Raw genomic sequence first — 19,546 nt, 5'->3', positions numbered from 1 at the left:
TAACCAAAGATGGGATCGCTGACGAGGAGGCGTGCATCCTGCCGCGTGGATTTACGCAGGTTCCGTTCCAGTCGCTCGCGCCTCGACGATGCATGGACATCGTCTGGAATGGATACGATCTGACCCGTAAAAGTTTCAGGCGCGAATCGAAAGTTACAAACGACGAAAAGCAAGAGGGCCGACGCAACCGCGCCGGCCCTCCCCGATCGTGAACTACGTTCGTTCAGAAAAACGCCTGAATGCCCGTCTGTGCGCGGCCGAGAATCAGCGCGTGTATATCGTGCGTGCCTTCGTACGTATTGACCACTTCGAGATTCACGAGGTGACGCGCGACGCCGAATTCATCGGAGATGCCGTTGCCGCCGAGCATGTCGCGCGCGAGCCGGGCGATATCGAGCGCCTTGCCGCACGAATTACGCTTCATGATCGACGTGATCTCGACAGCCGCCGTGCCTTCGTCCTTCATTCGGCCGAGGCGCAGCACGCCTTGCAGGCCGAGCGTGATTTCCGTCTGCATGTCGGCGAGTTTCTTCTGGATCAACTGGTTCGCCGCGAGCGGCCGGCCGAACTGTTTGCGATCCAGCGTGTATTGCCGCGCCGTGTGCCAGCACGCTTCGGCCGCGCCGAGCGCGCCCCACGAAATACCGTAACGCGCCGAGTTCAGGCAGGTGAACGGACCTTTGAGCCCGCGCACGTCCGGCAGGATGTTCTCTTCGGGGACGAACACTTCGTCCATCACGATTTCGCCGGTGATCGACGCGCGCAAGCCGACCTTGCCGTGAATCGCCGGCGCCGACAGACCCTTCCAGCCTTTCTCGAGGATGAAACCGCGAATCTCGTCGCGGCCGTCTTCCTCCAGCTTCGCCCAGACGACGAACACGTCCGCGATCGGCGAGTTCGAAATCCACATCTTCGTGCCGGACAGCGAAAAGCCGTTCTGCACTTTCTTCGCGCGCGTCGTCATGCTGGCCGGATCGGAACCCGCGTTCGGCTCGGTGAGGCCGAAGCAGCCGATCCATTCGCCGCGCGCGAGCTTCGGCAGATATTTTTCCTTCTGCGCCTCGCTGCCGAAGGTGTTGATCGGCACCATCACGAGCGACGATTGCACCGACATCATCGAGCGATAACCCGAATCCACGCGTTCGACTTCGCGTGCGATCAGGCCGTAGCACACGTAATTTAGGCCCGGACCGCCGTATTGCTCGGGGATCGTCGGTCCGAGCAGACCCAGTTCGCCCATTTCACGGAAGATCGCCGGATCGGTCTTTTCCTCGCGAAACGCCTGCATCACGCGCGGCTGTAGCTTGTCCTGCGCGTAAGCGCGCGCGGCGTCGCGCACCATGCGTTCGTCTTCGGTCAGTTGCTGATCCAGCAAGAGCGGGTCTTCCCAGTTGAATCGGGCGGCGTCGGCCATGTGCTATCTCCTGATTTCATCGAAAAGCGCCGGGAGCGTGTCGGGATCCATGCAGGTCTGTCCGTTCCGCCGGCGCGCGGGGCGCTTGACATGAGTTCCGCTAAGCGAAACAATGTTTTGCAAATCCAGTTTGGAGTTTATCACTCGATGCCAGCCGATTCCAACCGAAATTCAGCGTCGATTTCATCGCGCCATTTATCGTCCGAGGAGATCGACGAGCGCAAGTTCGTCGTCGCACTCGCGCGCGGGCTCGATTTGCTGCGCGCGTTCCGTCCGGGCGAGTCACTGTTGGGCAATCGCGATTTCGTCGATCGCACCGGTTTGCCGAAGGCGACCGTGAACCGTCTTGCCTACACGCTGACGACGCTCGGCTATCTGCGCTTCGACGAACCCGCGGGCAAATACGCGCTCGACACGGGCGTGCTGTCGCTCGGATTCACGTTGCTCGCGGGCGCCGACACGCTCGAACTCGCCCGCCCGCACATGCGCGCGCTCGCGCGGGAGATCGGCGCGGCGGTATCGCTCGGCTGCCGCGACGGGCTCGACATGATCTATCTCGAAACCATCCGCAGCGAGACGGCGCTGACGCTCGGGCTTGCGCCCGGCTCGCGCCTGTCGATGCTCACGAGTTCGATGGGCCGCGCGTATCTCGCCGTGCAGGAACCGGCGGCGCGCGAGGCGCTGTTCGACGAACTCGGGAAAAACGAAGGCGAGGCGAAGGTCGATGCCGCCCGCCGCGCGATCGAGGATTTCGCGCGCGACGGCTGCTGCTATTCGTTCCGCGACTGGCACGACGACGTCAACGCCATCGCCGCGCCGTTTCGCGATCTGCGCAACGGACGCTGGCTCGTGCTGTCGAGCAGCGGGCCGGCGTCGTCGATGGACGAGGCGTATTTTCGCGAGACGATCGGCCCGAGGCTGAAGGCGCTGGCCGCGCGTCTCGCCTGAGGCGTCAAAGCACCGTGCGGACGTGCCAAAGCTCCGGAAACAGCACGACATCGAGCATCTTGCGCAGGTAAGACGCGCCCGCCGTGCCGCCCGTGCCGCCCTTGAAGCCGATGATGCGCTCTACCGTCGTCACATGCCGGAAGCGCCATTGCCGGAACGCGTCTTCCAGATCGACGAGCTCTTCGGCCATCTCGTACAAGTCCCAGTGATGCGACGGATCGCGATACACCGCGAGCCACGCCGCCTCGACGGACGGATCGTGCGTCGTCGGCTGCGACCAGTCGCGATTCAGCCGCGCCGGATCGATCTCGAAGCCGCGCCGGGCGAGCAGGCGGATCACTTCGTCGTAGAAGGAGGGCGCTTCGAGCGTCTCGCGCACCTGTTCGAGAATTTCCGGGCGATGCTCATGCGGCTTGAGCATCTGTGCATTCTTGTTGCCGAGCATGAACTCGATCTGCCGATACTGATGCGACTGAAATCCCGACGACTGCCCGAGATACGGGCGCATCGCGGTGTATTCGGAGGGCGTCATCGTCGCGAGGACGTTCCACGCCTGCACCAGTTGCTCGAAGATGCGCGACACGCGCGCGAGCATCTTGAACGCGGGCGGCAGTTCGTCGCGATGCACGGCCGCCAGTGCCGCGCGCAACTCGTAGAGCGCGAGCTTCATCCACAACTCGCTCGTCTGATGCTGCACGATGAACAGCATCTCGTTGTGATCCGGCGAGAGCGGATGCTGCGCGTTGAGAATCGAATCGAGGCCGAGGTAGTCGCCATAGCTCATCGAATCGGAGAAATCGAGCTTGGCGTCGTGCCAGCCTTTTTCCTGCGTTGCGGCCGGTGCGCCATGTCCGAAAGGGCAGCCTTGTGTATTGCTCATATCGACGTTCCTCTCAGGTCACCGATGCGCGCTCGGCGAACTCGGGCGCGCGCCAGCTTTCGGTCGCGAGCACGTCGCGCAGGACTTCGACGGCGTCCCACACATCGACGAAGCGCGTGTAGAGCGGCGTGAAGCCGAAGCGCAGAATGCGCGGCTCGCGATAATCGCCGATCACGCCGCGCGCGATCAGCGCCTGCATCACCTCATAGCCGTTCGGATGCTCGAAGCTCGCCTGCGAGCCGCGTTGCGCATGTTCGCGCGGCGTCGCGAGCGAGAGCGGGAATTCGCCGCAGCGTTCCTCGACCAGTCTGATGAACAGATCGCTCAACGCGAGCGACTTGCGGCGCAGCGCCTGCATGTCGGTTTGCAGGAACACGTCGAGCCCGCATTCGACAAGCGACATCGACACGATCGGCTGCGTGCCGCAAAGAAAGCGGCCGATGCCGTCGTCCGGGCGATACACCGGGTTCATCTCGAACGGCTTCTTGTGCCCCCACCAGCCGGAGAGCGGCTGCGAGAACGCGTTCTGGTGACGCTTCGGCACCCACACGAACGCGGGCGAGCCCGGTCCGCCGTTCAGATACTTGTACGTGCAACCCACCGCGTAGTCCGCGCCGACGCCGTTCAGATCGACCGGCACCGCGCCCGCCGAATGCGCCAGATCCCAGACGGCGAGAGCGCCCGCGCGATGGATGGTCTGCGTGAGCGCGGCCATGTCGTGCATGTAGCCGGTGCGGTAGTTGACGTGCGTGATCATCGCGATCGCGGTGTTTTCGTCGATGGCGGCGGGCAATTCCGCGGGATCGTCGACGAGACGCAGCTCGTAACCGCGATCGAGCTGCTCGATCAAACCCTGCGCGATGTACAGATCGGTCGGAAAGTTCGAACGTTCGGAGACGATCACGCGCCGCTTCGGATCGCGTTCGTTCGCGAGCTTGAGCGCGGCCGACAGAATCTTGAAGAGATTCGCGGAAATCGTGTCCGTCACGACCACTTCGTCTTCGCCCGCGCCGATCAGCGGGCCAAGCTTGTTGCCGAGGCGTTTGGGCAGCGCGAACCAGCCGGCCGTGTTCCAGCTACGGATCAGGCCTTCGCCCCATTCGGCGGCGATCACGTCGGCGGCGCGCGCGGCGGACGCTTTGGGCGGCACGCCGAGCGAATTGCCGTCGAGATAGATCACGCCGTCGACCAAGGCGAACTGGTCGCGCAGGCCGGCGAGCGGATCGTCGCGGTCGAGCGCCGCTGCTTCGTCACGATGTTTCATCGAAAAGTCCATATATTTGAAGATCATCAGGAAAGCGGACGCAGGACGGCCCGAACCGGACTCGCATCGAGCGTCGAGAATTTGAGCGGCAGCGCGATCAGTTCGTAATCGCCGGGCGCGACGACATCGAGCACGAGGCCTTCGAGGATCGCCATGCCGTGAGCGCGGATGCGCTTGTGCGCATCCATCGTCTTCGAGTCTTGCGGATCGAGCGAGGGCGTGTCGATGCCGACGAGCTTCACGCCTTTTTCGGCCAGCAAGTCGATGGTTTCCGGCGCGACGGCGGCGAAGGCGCTGTCCCACGCGTCGAGCGGCGCGTTCGCATACGTGCGAAGCAGCACGCGCGGCGGAATGCCGTCGAGATGCGCGGCGACGTGCTCGGGTATGACGAGCGGCGAAGCACCGATGCAGTGCAGAACGCGGCACTCGCCGATGTACGTATCGAGCGCGACTGCGCCGATCGGCTTGCCGTGCTCGTCGTAGTGAAGCGGCGCGTCGGCGTGCGCGCCGGTGTGCGGCGAGAGCGTGAGTCGTGCGACATTGACGGGCGAGCCCGCCTCCATGCGCCACACGCGCTCGATGCCGACCGGCGTGTCGCCCGGCCAGACGGGCGTGGCGGTGTCGATCGGCGGAGAAATGTCCAGAAGCGTCATGACGCGCCCTAGCAGAATTTGTGAAGATGCGTCAAATCATAGTCGCGTTATCTCGAAACGTGCTTGCGAAATAACCACCCAAAAGTGGCGCGCTTAGAACATAATTCGATGAAACGGGCTAGGGGACTCAAAAATGACCGGCTTCACGCTCGATGCAACAGATTGCCGAATTCTGGCGGTACTGCAGGAAGATGGACGGATCAGTAACCTGGACCTGGCGGAGCGCATTTCGCTCTCGCCGTCAGCGTGCTTGCGCCGAATGCGGCTGCTGGAAGAGGAAGGGGTGATCGCGAGCTATCGCGCGTGCCTCGACCGCGAGCGGCTCGGCATCGAACTGGAGGCGTTCGTCCACGTCTCGATGCGCAACGACCAGGAAAACTGGCACGAGAAGTTCGCGGCAGCCGTGCGCGAATGGCCGGAAGTGGTCGGCGCGTTCGTCGTCACCGGCGACACGCATTACGTGCTGCGCGTGCTCGCGCACAACCTCAAGCATTACTCCGACTTCATTCTGTCGAAGCTCTACAAGGCGCCCGGCGTGATCGACATCCGCTCGAACATCGTGCTTCAAACGATGAAAGACGACGCGGGCGTGCCGGTCGCGCTGATCGAGCAGCCGGGACGCCCGCACACGCCCTGAGCGTTTATTCCAGCGTTCCCAGCGTGTGGAAGCCGCCCGCGTGGAAGACGAGCGGCGCGGTTTGCGTCGCGTCTTCGCGCACGCCGCATCGCTCCACTTCGCCGACGAAAATCACGTGATCGCCTTCGTCGTAGCGGCTGCGGTTGTGGCATTCGAACCACGCGAGCGCGCCGTCGAGCACCGGCATGCCGGTGTCGCCGGCGGCGTGCGAGACGCCCGCGAAGCGGTCACCCTTGACCGTGGCGAAACGCCGGCACAGGTCGAGTTGCGACGACGCGAGCACGTTCACAACGTAGTGGCTGTTCGCGCGGAATACCGGCATCGACGCCGATTTTGTCGCGAGGCTCCACAGCACGAGCGGCGGATTGAGCGATACCGAGTTGAACGAGCTCGCGGTGATGCCGATCAACTGGCCTGACTCGGTGCGCGTCGTGATGACCGTGACGCCGGTCGCGAACTGGCCGAGCGCGGCGCGAAACGCGGTCGGGTCGAAATTAGGGCTTTTGGCGCGTGTCATTTGGCAGATGAGCAGGCAAATGGGCGGTCGAGTGTGTCGTGTGCTGCCGAGCCGGCCGCGCGTCGCGCTTCAGTCGGAAGAACCTTTTCAGAAGTCATGTAAAAGCTGGAGATTTGTCTCGATTCTATCGGAATCGGCAGTCGCCGGCCGCCAAATGACCGTATTCCAGCAGCAAGTTTTCTGCGGCGAGGGGGCATTCTGCGCCCTGCGGCCAAACCCAGTAAGCTCGACTCATCGTATCCGGAAGGTTGAAGAATCGGCCGGATGCATCCATATGCATGATCCGCGGCATGGCCGCATGCACTTGATGAGGAGTTGCGCCTTATGACCCAAACTAGCCAACAAGCGAGACTTGAAACCGCGACGCTCGGCGGCGGATGTTTCTGGTGCACCGAAGCCGTGTTTCTCGCGGTGCAGGGCGTGGAGTCGGTCGAATCGGGCTATGCGGGCGGCAAGGTGGTGAATCCGTCGTACGAGCAGGTCTGTGACGGCGAAACCGGTCACGCGGAAGTCGTGAAGGTGGTGTTCGATCCGTCGGTTATCAGCTACCGCGAAGTGCTCGAAATCTTCTTCGCGACGCACGATCCGACCCAGCTCAACCGGCAGGGCAACGATGTCGGCACGCAGTATCGCTCGGCCGTGTTCACGCATTCGGACGAGCAACGCAAGATCGCGCTCGAAGTGATCGACGAACTGCAGCGCGAGGATGTCTTCGGCGGCAAGATCGTCACGCAGGTCGTGCCGCTCGCCGACGACTATTATCCTGCCGAGGCGTATCACCAGAACTACTTCGCGCAGCATCCGAATCAGGGCTATTGCGCGGCGGTCGTCGGACCGAAAGTCGCGAAGTTTCGCAAGAAGTTCGCGCATCGGCTGAAGGCGTGATGCGCTTCTAGTCGCTCCGCGCGCGCTCGCATTCCTCCGCGATGCCGCGCGCGAGCTCGAAGCACGTGAGCGGCGCCGAGCCTTCGGCCTTGTTGTTCGCCGCGATCACCACCGGCTGGCCCGCGATCGCATAGCGGGCCGCCAGTTCGGCGAGCGCCTCGCGCGTGTCGCGGTCTTCATCGACGATTCTGTCGAACGGCTCGTATTTCGCCTTCGCCTGTTCATAGCGAAAGCCGCTGTGCAGACTCCAGCGCACGATGAGCGGTCCCATTTTTTCTTCGTCCAGCAACGCGAGCGCCTTCGCCTGACGGCGCACATCCGGCATGCGCGCATGCACGCCGATGCAATAGCGTACGTTCGCCTCGCGCAGCGCGCGGATGAAGCGCGGCGTCAGCATGACCGCGTCGCGGATTTCGACCGCATAGCACGACTCGCCTTCGAGCGGCGGCAGCGCTTGCAGAAACGCCGAGAGCCGTTCGATGAAGCTCGCCGGATCGACAATCATCGCATCGGGCAGCGGCGAGAACTGGAACACGAGCGCGCCCGCTTTCGCGCCAAGCCCGCTGATGCACGGCGTCACGAATTCATCGATGGCGATCCGCGCGTTCAGAAACGCGGGGTTCTCCGCGTCGGGCGTGCCGCGTTCGCCGCGGATGAAGGCATCGGTGACGGAGGCGGGCGCCTTGACGATGAAGCGAAAATGCTCCGGCACCTGCGATGCGTAGCGTGCGTACTCGGCCAGCGACAGCGGCGCATAAAACGAGCGGTCGATCGACACGCTTTTCAGGAGCGGATGCACGCTGTAGGCGGTGAGGCCGTCGCGGGAAAGCTTCGTGTTCGAATACTCGTCGCCATAGACGATGCCGCGCCAGCCCGGAAACGACCATGTCGATGTGCCGAGGTAAATCGCGTCGGGCAGACGCTTAGCGATCGATTCGAGTTCGGGCTGCACAGGCGCGGGCAGGACGCCGCGCGGTTTCGCTTGCTTCGGAGCCTTTACAGGCTCCGCCGAAGCGACTGCGGGCGCGCCGAAAAGATCGAACTGATCTTCCGGCTCGCCCGTTTCGATGTGTAATGGCTCGTGGTTCAGAGCGCCTTCTCGTAGATATATCGGCGCGACCAGGGCAGCGTGGTCGCGCTGCGCCCCGCCTTGCGGCAGATCACCTGATAGATCGACACGTCGTCGTTTTCGAACGCATACGCGCAGCCCGCGAGATACACGCGCCAGATGCGGAAGTGCTCATCGTCGACGAGCGTCTTTGCTTTCTCCGCGTGCTCCTCGAACCTGTCAGCCCAGATGTCGAGCGTACGTGCGTAATGGCGCCGCAGACTTTCGACGTCGAGCGCTTCCAGCCCGCCGCGCTGCATGCATTCGAGCGCGAGGCTGATGTGCGGCAGCTCACCGTCAGGGAACACGTATTTGTCGATGAACTCGCCGCCGCCGAGCGAAGTCTCGCCGCTGTCGGCATCCGACGACGTGATGCCGTGATTCATCGCGATGCCGTCATCGACGAGCAGTTCGCGGATTCTCGCGAAGTAGCCCGGCAGGTTCTTGCGCCCGACATGCTCGAACATGCCGACGCTTGTGATGCGATCGAATTGCCCCGGAATGTCGCGGTAATCCTGCAGGCGAATCTCGATCCGGTCTTCGAGTCCCGCCGCCCTGACGCGCTCGGTCGCGAGCCTGAACTGGTTCTCGGAGAGCGTGACGCCCACGCATTGCGCGCCGAACTTCTGCGCCGCGCGGATCACGAGCGCGCCCCAGCCGCAGCCGATATCGAGCAGACGATGCCCCGGCTGAACCTGAATCTTCGTCAGGATGTGATCGATTTTCTTGATCTGCGCGGTGTCGATGTCTTCGTCGCCATTCTCGAAGTACGCGCAGGAGTAGACCATGTTCTTGTCGAGCCAGAGCTGATAGAACTCGTTCGACACATCGTAGTGGTACTGAATGGCTTTCTTGTCCGACGTCTTCGAGTGATTGAAGTAGCGCCGTACGCGCGCGAGCTTGCTTGCGCTCGTGACCGTGCTTTTCGCGAGCGAATAGCCGATGTTGATGATGTCGGACAGCTTTCCCTCGATGTCGATCTTGCCCTTCACATAGGCTTCGCCGAGATTGTCGAGACTCGGTTCGAGCAGATAGGGCAGCGCAGTCGCGCTCTTCACATGCAGCGTCACCTGAGGCGCGGCGAACTGGCCGAAATCGTGCTGCTGGCCATCCCACAGCACGAGCCGCGCGGGCAGATTGGCCCGGTCGCGCACTTCCTCAACCCACTGCGTCAGCTTTTTCTCCCAGAACATGCTTGTTTCTCCGCGCTAAAGAAAATCAAGGGAAGGCTCGTGCCTTCATGTTCGTTGCCGTTGCGATCTCGGTTGCTTCCTGTGCTCGCGCTCTTTTGCCTTACGGCGCGAGTCTCATGATTCGCCACGGTGCGCCCGCGTCATCACGCGTATAGACGATGCGGTCATGCAGCCGAGACGGACGTCCCTGCCAGAATTCGATGCTGTCGGGCACGAGGCGATAACCGCCCCAGTGCGGCGGGCGCGGCGGCGCGTCGCCATATCTGGCGATCATCTCGCGTTCGCGCGCTTCCAGTGCCTCGCGGCTTTCGAGCGGCTGACTCTGGTCCGATGCCCATGCGCCGAAGCGCGAGCCGAGCGGACGCGACGTGTAATACGCATCGCTTTCCTGATCGCTCGTCTTTTCGACGCGGCCCTCGATGCGCACCTGGCGCTCGAGTTCGATCCAGTGGAACAGCAGGCTCGCCGCCGGATTCGCGGCGAGTTCGCGGCCCTTGCGGCTATCGTAATTGGTAAAAAAAACGAAGCCACGTTCATCGACGCCCTTGATGAGCACGATGCGGGCAGACGGACGGCCTTGCGAATCGACGGTCGCAAGCGTCATGGCATTCGGTTCGGGCAGCTTCGCATCGAGTGCCTGGGCGAACCACGTCTGGAACTGGCTCACCGGATTCGGATCGACGTCGGTCGCGTCGAGCGAATCGCGCGAATAGTTTTTGCGAAGGTCTGCGAGAGTGGTCATTTTATGCAAGCGCTACAGTCGGGTCAGTATAGCCAAGGTGAAACGATCTTGCCCTGATTACCCATGGACCTGTTGCGTGCCGGCGGTGCGGCGCTTGCAGCTATCACGTCCAGGGTTTCGATAAGGCAGAATACGCAATTCGCCCGCATTTTGCATGATCGACCACCCAACTTTGCACACTCGACAGCCGCCTGTAAGCGTTGATTGACGCCGCACAACGGCGCTGCATTTTTCCGGCTTTTAGTTTGCTTTCAACGTACCCGGTTTCATCCACGCACGCCATGAACGCTTCATCCGAAACTGCTGTAACGCCGTCCGCCGAAGACGCCGCCGACCGCGACCGACGCTTCGGCGGCATCGCGCGCCTCTACGGCGCACCCGCGCTCGCCGCGTTCGAAAGGGCGCATGTCGCGGTGATCGGCATCGGCGGCGTGGGCTCTTGGGTGGCCGAGGCGCTCGCGCGCAGTGCTGTCGGCAAGCTGACGCTGATCGATCTCGACAATGTCGCCGAAAGCAACACCAACCGGCAGATTCACGCGCTCGACGGCAACTACGGCAAGGCGAAAGTCACGGCGATGGCCGAGCGCATCAAAATGATCGATCCGGCCTGCGACGTGCGGCAGATCGAGGACTTCGTCGAGCCCGGCAATTTCGATGCGACGCTCGGCGGCGGCTTCGATTACGTGGTCGATGCGATCGACAGCGTGCGCACGAAAACCGCGCTCATCGCGTGGTGCGTGGCGCGCAAGCAGGCGCTCATCACCGTCGGCGGCGCGGGCGGACAACTGGACCCGACGCGCATTCGCATCGACGATCTCGCGCTCACGATTCAGGACCCGTTGTTGTCGAAAGTGCGCGGCCAGTTGCGCAAGATGCACGGCTTTCCGCGCGGGCCGAAGGCGCGTTTCAAGGTGAGCGCGGTCTATTCCGACGAACCGCTGATCTATCCCGAAGCACCCGCGTGCGATATCAGCGAAGGCGCGGAGCATCTCGAAACGGGCGCAGGCTACGTCGGGCCGGTCGGCCTCAATTGCGCGGGATTCGGATCGAGCGTGTGCGTGACGGCGAGCTTCGGCTTCGCGGCCGCCGCGTTCGTGCTGCGCAATCTGGCGAAGCGCGCGGCCTGAAACGAAAACGGCCAGCTTCGAAAGCCGGCCGTCTTCAATTGAAGCAGACGATCAGTTGATCGCCGCGCTCAGCTTGCGCCGCCATTGCGACACGAGATCGGGCTGATTCGCGGCAAGCTCGAACACGGAAAGCATCGTCTTGCGGCCGACATCGTCCATGAAGGCGCGATCGCGCACGACGATCGCGAGCAGATGCTCCAGCGCTCCCCCGTAATCGCGGCCCGCGATCAGGCGGTTGGCGAGCGCGAAGCGCGCGTCGAGATCGTCGGGGTTCGCGTTGACCGCGTCGATGAGCGCGTCGGCGGGCGGCAGATCCGCGGCCGCATCGGCGGCGTCGAGCTCGGTCTTCAGCGCGTTGTAGCGTGCATCGATGCCTTGCGTCGTCTTCGGCGACAGCAGCTTGTCCTCTTCCTTCGCCTCATCGATGCGGCGCTCCGCGATCAGCCATTCGATCAGGTCGAGACGCGCGTCGTCGTAACCGGGATCGAGCGCGAGCGCGGCCTTGATCGTGTCGATCGCTTGCTTGCGATTGCCCGCGGCCCATGCGCTCTGCGCGGCGTGGCGCTCGGCGTCGGCGCCATCAGGCACGAGCCGGTCGAGAAACTCGCGCAACTGGCCTTCCGTCAGCACGCCGATGAACTGATCGACCGGGCGGCCATCCGCGAATGCGACCACGTGTGGAATGCTGCGCACCTGAAAATGCGCGGCCAGCTCCTGATTCTCATCGACGTTCACCTTGACGAGCTTCCACTTTCCCGCGGCTTCGGCTTCGAGCTTCTCCAGCATCGGCCCGAGCGTCTTGCACGGGCCGCACCAGGGCGCCCAGAAATCCACGAGCACGGGCGCGAGCATCGACGCGTTGATGACGTCGTGCTCAAAGGTGGCGAGGGTCGTATCCATGCGTTTTCTCCTAATGCTTGCGGTCTATCCCAAACAGGTGGGGACGATCCGCGTGACTCTCAAGCGCGCACGCACGCGTCATGCCTCGGGCGCGCGATTTTCGCGGCGCTGTGGCGGCAGCGGAATGAATTCGGTCTCGCCGGGCACGTGGCCCATGCGCTGCTCGCTCCATGCGATTTTTGCAGCGTCGATCTTCTCGCGCGAGCTCGACACGAAATTCCATTCGATGAAGCGCGTGCCGTCGAGCGGCGCGCCGCCGAGCAGCATCGCGACCGCGCCGTTCGTGCTGTGCAGCTTCACGTCCGCGCCCGGCGTGAGCACGGCCATCTGCTGTTCGGGCAGCGCTTCGCCGTCGATCGACAGATCGCCGCTCACGAGATAGACGCCGCGTTCCTCGTGCTCCGTGTCGAGCGTGATCGCGCTGCCGGCCGCGAACTGCGCGGCGACATAGAGCGTCGGCGAGAACGTGCGCGTGGGCGCCTTCGCGCCGAACGCCGTGCCCGCGATCACGCGCAGCGTGACGCCATCGCGCTCGATCTGCGGCAGCGCTGACGCGGCGTGATGCTCGAACGCAGGCTCGATGTCTTCGCTCGCCGCCGGCATCGCGACCCAGGTCTGGATGCCGTGCATCGTCTGGCCGGACGCGCGTTCTTCATCGGGCGTGCGTTCGGAATGAACGATGCCACGGCCCGCGGTCATCCAGTTCACGTCGCCGGGCACGATCTTCTGCACCGAGCCGACGCTGTCGCGATGCATGATCGCGCCGTCGAAGAGGTACGTGACCGTCGCCAGTCCGATATGCGGATGCGGGCGCACGTCGAGACCCTTGCCGGGCACGAGCGTTGCGGGACCAATGTGGTCGAAAAAAATGAAGGGTCCGACGGTGCGCGCCGCGAGCGCGGGCAGCACGCGACGCACCATGAGGCCGCCGACGTCGTGTTCGTGAGGCTTGAGCAATGCACGGAGCGGCGATGGCATGGCGGATTCCGATGGAACGATCGCGCGCCGGAATGGCGCGAGTGTCATCGTCGATTTTACCGGCCGATTCCGAGCGGCGCAGGCGTGCCGCCGAGGCTCTCGTTTTTTACTTCGCCGCGCTCATCAGTCCGCGTGCGGCTTCACGCAACTTTCGCAACCTCGATAGGAGCTTCGCCATGAACAGGAACAAGCTGTTGATCGCCATTACCGCGGGTCTCGTCGCCGCTACCACCGCGACGGGCGCATTCGCGCAGACGTCGTCGGGCAATTCGTCGGGCGCGATGGGCAACGATGCCACCGATAATTCGGCGGCTCCCATGACGCAGAAAAAGCACAAGATGCACAAGCAGTCGGCGAAAGCAGGGACCAAGAAGACACCGGCCGCGGAAACCGGCAACAACTCCGCGACGGACAGCGGCCAGAGCAAGTAAGCGCCCGTTCCGGCACGCCGAAGAAAGCGCTCGCGCCGATACCGGCGCGGGCGCTTTTTTGCGTCCTTCGTCATGTCGCGCGGCATCCAACAAGCCTGCCGCCGCGCGCTCCGCTACACTTTACGACTCGCCAACATGCACATGACACGAGGGGAAGGGCGATGTCGCCAAAGGATTTGCTGATCGCATCGGTGGTCATTGTCGCGTGGGGCGTCAATTTCGTCGTCATCAAACTCGGATTGCACGGTGTCCCGCCGATGCTGCTCGGCGCACTGCGCTTCGCGTTCGCCGCCTTACCGGTGGTCTTCGTCAAGCGCCCGCAAATCCCGCTGCGCTGGCTGTTCGCTTACAGCCTCACCATTTCGCTCGGGCAATTCGCGCTGCTCTTCTACGGCATGTACGTGGGGATGCCGGCCGGGCTCGCGTCGCTCGTCTTGCAGGCGCAGGCGTTTTTCACGCTCATCTTCGCGTCGATATTTCTCGGCGAGCGTATCCGCGCGGCGAATATCGCCGGACTCGTGATCGCGGCGGCAGGGCTCGCGCTGATCGGCATGCGCGGCGGCCACGCGATGACCCTCGCCGGTTTTCTCTTCACGCTCGCCGCCGCCGCAATGTGGGCGCTCGGCAATGTCGTGACGAAGCGCATGGGCAAGGTCGATCTGCTTTCGCTCGTCGTGTGGGGCAGCCTGATTCCGCCGCTGCCGTTCCTCGCGCTCTCGCTGATCTTCGAAGGGCCGGCGCGCATCGAAGCGAGTCTCGCGTCGATCCCGCTCGTGTCCGTGTTCGCGATTCTCTACCTCGCGTTCATCGCGACGATCGTCGGTTACAGCCTGTGGGGGAAGTTGCTCGCGCGCTATCCGGCGGGAAGCGTCGCGCCATTTTCGCTGCTCGTCCCGGTGATCGGACTCGCGTCGGCGGCGGTGTTTCTCGGCGAGGGGTTGAGCGTTGCGCAGGTGGTCGGCGCGGCGCTCGTGATGGCGGGACTCGCGGTGAACGTGTTCGGCGCGCGGCTCGTTCAGCGCATCCTGCCGGCGCGCTGAACGAGCACGGCACGCGTCTTACGTCATGCGGCTCTTCGCGAGCGGCGGATTCGCCGCGAAGTAGCGCTTGATGCCCTTCATGATCGCGTTGGCCATCTTGTCGCGATACGCGTCATCGTTCAGGCGCGTTTCCTCGTCCGGATTGCTGATGAACGCGGTCTCGACCAGGATCGACGGAATGTCCGGCGCCTTCAGCACGGCGAAACCCGCCTGTTCGACCGAACCCTTGTGCAGCTTGTTGATGCCGCCGATCTCGTTGAGCACGAAGCTGCCGTAGCGCATCGAATCGCGGATCTGCGCGGTCGTCGACATGTCGAAGAGCGCGCGGTTCACGCTCGCGTCCTGCGACTTCACGTTGATGCCGCCGACCTGGTCCGACGAGTTCTCCTTGGCCGCCATCCAGCGCGCGGCCGCGCTCGACGCGCCGTGCTCGGACAACGCGAACACCGACGAGCCGCGCGCGTCGGGCGACGTGAACGCATCCGCGTGAATCGACACGAACAGGTCGGCGGACACGCGCTGCGCCTTTTGCACGCGCACGTTGAGGGGCACGAAGAAGTCGGCGTCGCGCGTCATCATTGCGCGCATGTTGGGCTGGGCGTCGATCTTCGCGCGCAGCTTCTTCGCGATGTCGAGCGCGATGTGCTTCTCGTACGTGCCCTGGCCGCCGATCGCGCCGGGATCCTCGCCGCCGTGGCCCGGATCGATCGCCACCGTCAACAGACGCGTGGTGCCGGACTGCTTCGGCGTGGAGAAGGTGTACTGGTCATCGTCGTCGTTCTTCTTCGCGATGACGGGCGGCGGCGTCGGCACGCGCTGCGGTTTCACCGAAGGCTTCGGCGCGGGCGCGGCTTCGGCCGGCGCATCGTTCTGCGCGTACTTCTGGAAGAACTCGTCGGTGGAATCGGGCGTCGTCGGTTTCTGCGCAGTGGACGGGCCGGAGAGCGTCGCGGGCGGCGGCACCGACGGGTTCGGATTCGCGCGGTCGAGCGCCTCCTGCTTGCGCTCGGTCTGGGCGAGCAGTTCCATCAGCGGATCGGGCGCGACGGCCGGATACAGGTCGAACACGAGCCGATATTTGTAGCTGCCGATAGGGCCCAGATTGAACACCTGCGGCTTCACCGATCCCTTCAGGTCGAACACCATGCGCACGACATGCGGCTGATATTGCCCGATGCGCACCGCCTGAATCTGCGGATCGTTCGGCGTGATCTTCGAGACGAGATCCCGCAGCGCCTGATCGAGATCGATGCCGGAGAGATCGACGACGAGCCGGTCCGGTCCCTGCAACAACTGGTTCGCGTTCTGGAGCGGCTGGTCCGATTCGATCGTCACGCGGGTGTAATCGCGCGCGGGCCACACGCGCACGCCGAGCACGCTGCTCGCGTGCGCGAGCTTCGGTCCGACGAGCGCGAGCACGAGCGTCGAGGCGCCCGCGCGCAGCACCTGGCGGCGGCGCCAGTTGTGCGGCGCGACGGCGCCCGCTTCAATCGAATGAAATGGCTTGATCAACATCTTTCGAGACATGACTTTCCTGTTTCGCTGAACGCCCGCGCGGTCAGAACGCGGCCTTCTTCTTCGTTCGAATCGCCCGGCGAGCCGTGCTCGTCCGGCAGCGATAGCTGGAACACGAGGTCCGGCACGCCGAGCAGGCCGCCCGCTTGTTGCGGCCACTCGACGAGGCACAGCGCGCCCGCATCGAAATATTCGCGGAAGCCGGCATCGGCCCATTCGGCCGGATCGGCGAAGCGATAAAGATCGAAGTGATAAACGTCGAGCGGGCCGCTTTCGATGACGAGCGAGTACGGTTCGACGAGCGTGTAGGTCGGGCTTTTCACGCGGCCGGCGTGGCCGAGCGCGCGCAGCGTGGCGCGCACGAGCGTGGTCTTGCCCGCGCCCAGATCTCCGATCAACTGGACCTGGAGACCGTGAAATCGTTCAGACGACGGTTGCGATGCATGAAGGCGCGTGGCGTCGAAGGCGCGCGCGAAGCGTCCTCCGAAAGCGAGCGTCGCGGCCTCGTCGCGCAGGTCGAAGCGGCGTTCGAGAAGCGCGTGATGAAGGTCTTGCGTCGTTCGTGCGGGGCTTTCGGGCATTGCTCGTAAAATGTCGTGATGAACCGATTGCCGGAACATTCCGTTGAAGTCACGACCGCGTCCAGCGACGCAGCCGCTGAATCCGTATCAGAGTCTCGCGTTTTCGATATCGACGAAAACGCGCTGGCAGAACTCGCGCAACGCATCAGGAACTGGGGGCGCGAGTTGGGGTTCGGTGCGGTCGGTATCAGCGATATCGACCTGACGGATGCCGAGAAAGGCCTCACTGATTGGCTCGAAGCAGGCTATCACGGCGAAATGGATTATATGGCCAAACATGGGATGAAACGCGCAAGACCGGCCGAGCTTGTGGCCGGAACGCGACGTGTCATCACCGTGCGCATGGCCTATCTGCCGGCGCAGACGCTCGCGAAAACGGGCGATGAAAGTGTCGCGACAGCCGATGGTCAGAAGAACGACTGGCGCGCGATCGAATGGACGCGGCTCGCGAAGCCGTCGCAGGCGATGGTCTCCATCTACGCGCGCGGCCGCGATTATCACAAGGTCATGCGCAATCGTCTTCAGCAACTGGCCGAGCGCATCGAGAAGGAAATCGGGCCGTTCGGGCATCGCGCGTTCACGGATTCCGCGCCGGTTCTGGAAGTCGCGCTCGCGCAGAAGGCGGGCACTGGCTGGCGCGGCAAGCATACGCTGCTGCTCGATCGCGATGCCGGATCGCTCTTCTTTCTCGGCGAAATTTTCGTCGATGTGCCGTTGCCCGTCGATCCGCATCCCGAGCGCGAGGGCGCGCATTGCGGACAGTGCACGCGCTGCATCGGCGCATGTCCGACGGGCGCGATCGTCGCGCCGTATCGCGTGGATGCGCGGCGCTGCATCTCGTATCTGACGATCGAACTGCACGGCAGCATTCCCGAAGACATGCGTCCGCTGATCGGCAATCGCGTCTATGGCTGCGACGACTGCCAGCTCGTCTGTCCGTGGAACAAGTTCGCGCAGGCCGCGCCCGTCGCGGATTTCGATGTGCGGCATGGGCTCGATCGCGCGACGCTCGTCGAACTGTTTGCATGGAGCGCGGGGGATTTCGACACGCGCATGCAGGGCAGCGCGATCCGGCGCATCGGGCATGAGCGCTGGCTGCGCAATATCGCGGTCGCGATGGGCAACGCGTTGCGCGGGTCGGGGCTGGATGCGGGCGAGCGCCAGGCTATCGTCGATGCGTTGCGTGCGCGTGAAGACGACGCGTCCGAACTCGTCCGCGAACACGTTCGCTGGGCGCTGGAGCAATCATGAAGAACATCGCATTCGATGCCGTGATCGACGCGCCGTTCGGCAAAGTCGGCATTCGCGCCGATGCTCAGTCGGTGCGCGAGATCGTCTATCTGCCCGATGACGTCGAAAGTATCGAGCCGCAAACGCCGCTCGCCAGGGAAGCCGCCGCGCAGATCCGCCGTTACTTCGACACTCCGTCGATGCGCTTTAACCTGCCGCTCGCGATCCGCGGCACCGAATTTCAGCAGCGCGTGTGGCGGGGCATCAGCGGCATCGCGGCGGGGCATGTCTGGACCTACGGCCAGCTCGCGCGCGAGATCGGCAGCGTGCCGCGCGCGGTAGGGCAGGCGTGCGGCTCCAATCCGCTGCCGATCGTGATACCGTGCCACCGGGTAGTGGCATCGGGCGGGATCGGCGGCTTCGCGCATCATCCCGGCGAAGGTTTTTATCGCAACGTGAAGCGCTGGCTTCTGACGCATGAAGGTGTACGGATCGCATGACGAGCGCAACGACTGAAGAACTACAAACGCCGCAACCGAGCGCGAGTCAGGACGCGATCGATCTCTTCTGCGATGCGCTCTGGCTCGAACACGGGCTCGCGAAAAACTCGCTCGAAGCGTACCGGCGCGATCTCAAACTTTTCGCCGAATGGCTCGGCAAGACGCGCGGCGCATCGATCGACGCCGCCGGCGAAGCCGACATGAACGGCTACATGGCGGCGCGCCGCGGCGACAAGGCGACGTCCGCGAACCGGCGCCTGTCGGTCTTCCGCCGATACTACGCGTGGGCGTTGCGCGAACACCGCGTGTCCTCCGATCCGACGCTCAAGCTGCGCTCGGCCAAGCAGCCTCCGCGCTTCCCTTCGACGCTCAACGAGACGCAAGTCGAAGCGCTGCTCGGCGCGCCGGACATCGAGACGCCGCTCGGCCTGCGCGATCGCACGATGCTCGAACTGATGTACGCGAGCGGCCTGCGCGTGACCGAGCTCGTGACGCTGAAAACGGTCGAGGTCGGCCTGAACGAAGGCGTCGTGCGCGTGATGGGCAAAGGCTCGAAGGAACGCCTGATCCCGTTCGGCGCGACGGCGCACGACTGGCTCGAACGCTATCTGCGCGAAGCGCGTCCGGTGCTGCTCGGCGCGCGGTCCGCCGATGCGCTCTTCGTCACCGCGCGCGGCGAAGGCATGACGCGTCAGCAGTTCTGGAACATCATCAAGCGCCATGCGCTGAAGGGCGGCGTGCATGCGCCGCTCTCGCCGCACACGCTGCGTCACGCGTTCGCCACGCATCTGCTCAATCACGGCGCGGACTTGCGCGTCGTGCAATTGCTGCTCGGCCACTCGGACATCTCGACGACGCAGATCTACACGCACGTCGCGCGCGAGCGTCTGCAAAAGCTGCATCGCGAGCATCATCCGCGCGGGTGATGCGCTTCGTTCGCGAACGATCGTGCCACGGCGGCGCGTTGCTGCGCAATCGGCCGGATGGCCAATGGTGAGCGACC

The 19,546-nt window shown here is 63.9% G+C and carries 21 protein-coding genes; 9 read left to right on the top strand and 12 right to left on the bottom strand.

Features of this window, described 5'->3' with window-relative positions:
* Positions 1 to 223 precede the first annotated feature (223 nt).
* A complete protein-coding gene (locus IAG25_RS17695) occupies positions 224 to 1,414 on the bottom strand; it encodes an acyl-CoA dehydrogenase (protein ID WP_035500746.1) in 1,191 nt (396 codons plus the stop codon).
* Between the two features lie 147 nt (positions 1,415 to 1,561).
* Here IAG25_RS17695 and IAG25_RS17690 point away from each other — a divergent pair, with 147 nt between their 5' ends.
* Positions 1,562 to 2,362 carry an IclR family transcriptional regulator gene (locus IAG25_RS17690; RefSeq protein WP_187606004.1) on the top strand — a complete coding sequence of 267 codons (801 nt, stop codon included), beginning with the start codon at positions 1,562 to 1,564 and terminating at the stop codon, positions 2,360 to 2,362.
* A 4-nt stretch (positions 2,363 to 2,366) separates the two neighbouring features.
* On the opposite strand, the gene kynA is transcribed toward IAG25_RS17690, so the two are convergent.
* Genes kynA through kynB form a run of 3 tightly spaced genes read right to left on the bottom strand, consistent with a single transcriptional unit; the run spans position 2,367 to position 5,159 of the window.
* Positions 2,367 to 3,242: a tryptophan 2,3-dioxygenase gene (kynA, locus tag IAG25_RS17685; RefSeq protein WP_187606003.1), complete on the bottom strand. Its 876-nt coding sequence runs from the start codon at positions 3,240 to 3,242 to the stop codon at positions 2,367 to 2,369.
* Positions 3,243 to 3,255: 13 nt separating this feature from the next.
* Complete coding sequence (gene kynU, locus IAG25_RS17680; protein ID WP_187606002.1) at positions 3,256 to 4,506, bottom strand: kynureninase; 1,251 nt, start codon at positions 4,504 to 4,506, stop codon at positions 3,256 to 3,258.
* A gap of 26 nt (positions 4,507 to 4,532) precedes the next feature.
* Positions 4,533 to 5,159, bottom strand: coding sequence for an arylformamidase (kynB, locus tag IAG25_RS17675; RefSeq protein WP_187606001.1), 627 nt, complete (start codon positions 5,157 to 5,159; stop codon positions 4,533 to 4,535).
* A gap of 133 nt (positions 5,160 to 5,292) precedes the next feature.
* Here kynB and IAG25_RS17670 point away from each other — a divergent pair, with 133 nt between their 5' ends.
* Positions 5,293 to 5,796 (top strand): Lrp/AsnC family transcriptional regulator, encoded by a 504-nt coding sequence (locus IAG25_RS17670; RefSeq protein ID WP_035500753.1) that lies wholly within the window; start codon positions 5,293 to 5,295, stop codon positions 5,794 to 5,796.
* Positions 5,797 to 5,800: 4 nt separating this feature from the next.
* Here the strand turns inward: IAG25_RS17670 and IAG25_RS17665 are convergent, their stop codons facing one another.
* Entirely contained in the window at positions 5,801 to 6,313 is a 513-nt protein-coding gene (locus IAG25_RS17665) for a flavin reductase family protein (protein ID WP_187606000.1), read from the bottom strand.
* Positions 6,314 to 6,637: 324 nt separating this feature from the next.
* Between IAG25_RS17665 and msrA the strand changes: the two genes are divergently transcribed.
* Positions 6,638 to 7,198: a peptide-methionine (S)-S-oxide reductase MsrA gene (msrA, locus tag IAG25_RS17660; RefSeq protein WP_187605999.1), complete on the top strand. Its 561-nt coding sequence runs from the start codon at positions 6,638 to 6,640 to the stop codon at positions 7,196 to 7,198.
* A gap of 7 nt (positions 7,199 to 7,205) precedes the next feature.
* On the opposite strand, the gene IAG25_RS17655 is transcribed toward msrA, so the two are convergent.
* The 3 genes from IAG25_RS17655 to pdxH all read right to left on the bottom strand — a co-directional run bounded on the left by IAG25_RS17655 (position 7,206) and on the right by pdxH (position 10,241).
* Positions 7,206 to 8,267: a DUF72 domain-containing protein gene (locus IAG25_RS17655; protein WP_309243945.1), complete on the bottom strand. Its 1,062-nt coding sequence runs from the start codon at positions 8,265 to 8,267 to the stop codon at positions 7,206 to 7,208.
* Between the two features lie 17 nt (positions 8,268 to 8,284).
* A complete protein-coding gene (locus tag IAG25_RS17650; protein WP_187605998.1) occupies positions 8,285 to 9,499 on the bottom strand; it encodes an SAM-dependent methyltransferase in 1,215 nt (404 codons plus the stop codon).
* Between the two features lie 100 nt (positions 9,500 to 9,599).
* Positions 9,600 to 10,241: a pyridoxamine 5'-phosphate oxidase gene (gene pdxH, locus IAG25_RS17645; RefSeq protein WP_187605997.1), complete on the bottom strand. Its 642-nt coding sequence runs from the start codon at positions 10,239 to 10,241 to the stop codon at positions 9,600 to 9,602.
* A 281-nt stretch (positions 10,242 to 10,522) separates the two neighbouring features.
* Between pdxH and IAG25_RS17640 the strand changes: the two genes are divergently transcribed.
* Entirely contained in the window at positions 10,523 to 11,368 is an 846-nt protein-coding gene (locus IAG25_RS17640; protein WP_187605996.1) for a tRNA threonylcarbamoyladenosine dehydratase, read from the top strand.
* A 51-nt stretch (positions 11,369 to 11,419) separates the two neighbouring features.
* Here IAG25_RS17640 and trxA read toward each other — a convergent pair whose 3' ends face one another.
* Together trxA and IAG25_RS17630 are read right to left on the bottom strand one after the other, a co-directional pair.
* A complete protein-coding gene (trxA, locus tag IAG25_RS17635; RefSeq protein WP_187605995.1) occupies positions 11,420 to 12,268 on the bottom strand; it encodes a thioredoxin in 849 nt (282 codons plus the stop codon).
* A gap of 78 nt (positions 12,269 to 12,346) precedes the next feature.
* Entirely contained in the window at positions 12,347 to 13,246 is a 900-nt protein-coding gene (locus IAG25_RS17630; protein WP_187605994.1) for a pirin family protein, read from the bottom strand.
* Between the two features lie 176 nt (positions 13,247 to 13,422).
* Between IAG25_RS17630 and IAG25_RS17625 the strand changes: the two genes are divergently transcribed.
* Positions 13,423 to 13,677: a hypothetical protein gene (locus IAG25_RS17625; protein WP_187605993.1), complete on the top strand. Its 255-nt coding sequence runs from the start codon at positions 13,423 to 13,425 to the stop codon at positions 13,675 to 13,677.
* Between the two features lie 161 nt (positions 13,678 to 13,838).
* A complete protein-coding gene (locus IAG25_RS17620) occupies positions 13,839 to 14,717 on the top strand; it encodes an EamA family transporter (RefSeq protein ID WP_187605992.1) in 879 nt (292 codons plus the stop codon).
* 18 nt (positions 14,718 to 14,735) lie between these two features.
* Here IAG25_RS17620 and IAG25_RS17615 read toward each other — a convergent pair whose 3' ends face one another.
* Complete coding sequence (locus IAG25_RS17615; RefSeq protein ID WP_187605991.1) at positions 14,736 to 16,244, bottom strand: N-acetylmuramoyl-L-alanine amidase; 1,509 nt, start codon at positions 16,242 to 16,244, stop codon at positions 14,736 to 14,738.
* The gene (tsaE, locus tag IAG25_RS17610; RefSeq protein ID WP_187605990.1) at positions 16,226 to 16,813 is read right to left on the bottom strand and encodes a tRNA (adenosine(37)-N6)-threonylcarbamoyltransferase complex ATPase subunit type 1 TsaE; all 588 of its coding nucleotides are present in this window, start codon (positions 16,811 to 16,813) and stop codon (positions 16,226 to 16,228) included. The genes IAG25_RS17615 and tsaE overlap by 19 nt, the downstream gene beginning before the upstream one ends.
* An 18-nt stretch (positions 16,814 to 16,831) precedes the next feature.
* Between tsaE and queG the strand changes: the two genes are divergently transcribed.
* Genes queG through xerD form a run of 3 tightly spaced genes read left to right on the top strand, consistent with a single transcriptional unit; the run spans position 16,832 to position 19,469 of the window.
* Positions 16,832 to 18,064 (top strand): tRNA epoxyqueuosine(34) reductase QueG, encoded by a 1,233-nt coding sequence (gene queG, locus IAG25_RS17605; protein ID WP_187605989.1) that lies wholly within the window; start codon positions 16,832 to 16,834, stop codon positions 18,062 to 18,064.
* Positions 18,061 to 18,543 (top strand): methylated-DNA--[protein]-cysteine S-methyltransferase, encoded by a 483-nt coding sequence (locus IAG25_RS17600; RefSeq protein WP_187605988.1) that lies wholly within the window; start codon positions 18,061 to 18,063, stop codon positions 18,541 to 18,543. The genes queG and IAG25_RS17600 overlap by 4 nt, the downstream gene beginning before the upstream one ends.
* Positions 18,540 to 19,469, top strand: coding sequence for a site-specific tyrosine recombinase XerD (gene xerD / locus IAG25_RS17595; protein ID WP_187605987.1), 930 nt, complete (start codon positions 18,540 to 18,542; stop codon positions 19,467 to 19,469). Before IAG25_RS17600 ends, xerD begins: the two co-directional genes overlap by 4 nt.
* The last annotated feature ends 77 nt before the right edge of the window (positions 19,470 to 19,546 follow it).

Source organism: Caballeronia sp. EK, from assembly GCF_014384845.1.
In the GTDB taxonomy this organism is placed as follows: domain Bacteria; phylum Pseudomonadota; class Gammaproteobacteria; order Burkholderiales; family Burkholderiaceae; genus Caballeronia; species Caballeronia jiangsuensis.
Note: the sequence above shows the minus strand (reverse complement) of the source record. Positions and strands in the feature narration are given on the sequence as shown.

Coding starts and splice junctions, on each gene's coding strand:
- xerD (WP_187605987.1), top strand. CDS start 18,540: ATGACGAGCGCAACGACTGAAGAACTACAAACGCCGCAACCGAGCGCG.
- IAG25_RS17630 (WP_187605994.1), bottom strand. CDS start 13,246: ATGCCATCGCCGCTCCGTGCATTGCTCAAGCCTCACGAACACGACGTC.
- IAG25_RS17670 (WP_035500753.1), top strand. CDS start 5,293: ATGACCGGCTTCACGCTCGATGCAACAGATTGCCGAATTCTGGCGGTA.
- msrA (WP_187605999.1), top strand. CDS start 6,638: ATGACCCAAACTAGCCAACAAGCGAGACTTGAAACCGCGACGCTCGGC.
- IAG25_RS17665 (WP_187606000.1), bottom strand. CDS start 6,313: ATGACACGCGCCAAAAGCCCTAATTTCGACCCGACCGCGTTTCGCGCC.
- pdxH (WP_187605997.1), bottom strand. CDS start 10,241: ATGACCACTCTCGCAGACCTTCGCAAAAACTATTCGCGCGATTCGCTC.
- IAG25_RS17620 (WP_187605992.1), top strand. CDS start 13,839: ATGTCGCCAAAGGATTTGCTGATCGCATCGGTGGTCATTGTCGCGTGG.
- trxA (WP_187605995.1), bottom strand. CDS start 12,268: ATGGATACGACCCTCGCCACCTTTGAGCACGACGTCATCAACGCGTCG.
- kynA (WP_187606003.1), bottom strand. CDS start 3,242: ATGAGCAATACACAAGGCTGCCCTTTCGGACATGGCGCACCGGCCGCA.
- IAG25_RS17650 (WP_187605998.1), bottom strand. CDS start 9,499: ATGTTCTGGGAGAAAAAGCTGACGCAGTGGGTTGAGGAAGTGCGCGAC.
- IAG25_RS17690 (WP_187606004.1), top strand. CDS start 1,562: ATGCCAGCCGATTCCAACCGAAATTCAGCGTCGATTTCATCGCGCCAT.
- IAG25_RS17625 (WP_187605993.1), top strand. CDS start 13,423: ATGAACAGGAACAAGCTGTTGATCGCCATTACCGCGGGTCTCGTCGCC.
- queG (WP_187605989.1), top strand. CDS start 16,832: ATGAACCGATTGCCGGAACATTCCGTTGAAGTCACGACCGCGTCCAGC.
- IAG25_RS17615 (WP_187605991.1), bottom strand. CDS start 16,244: ATGTCTCGAAAGATGTTGATCAAGCCATTTCATTCGATTGAAGCGGGC.
- IAG25_RS17640 (WP_187605996.1), top strand. CDS start 10,523: ATGAACGCTTCATCCGAAACTGCTGTAACGCCGTCCGCCGAAGACGCC.
- kynB (WP_187606001.1), bottom strand. CDS start 5,159: ATGACGCTTCTGGACATTTCTCCGCCGATCGACACCGCCACGCCCGTC.
- tsaE (WP_187605990.1), bottom strand. CDS start 16,813: ATGCCCGAAAGCCCCGCACGAACGACGCAAGACCTTCATCACGCGCTT.
- kynU (WP_187606002.1), bottom strand. CDS start 4,506: ATGAAACATCGTGACGAAGCAGCGGCGCTCGACCGCGACGATCCGCTC.
- IAG25_RS17600 (WP_187605988.1), top strand. CDS start 18,061: ATGAAGAACATCGCATTCGATGCCGTGATCGACGCGCCGTTCGGCAAA.
- IAG25_RS17695 (WP_035500746.1), bottom strand. CDS start 1,414: ATGGCCGACGCCGCCCGATTCAACTGGGAAGACCCGCTCTTGCTGGAT.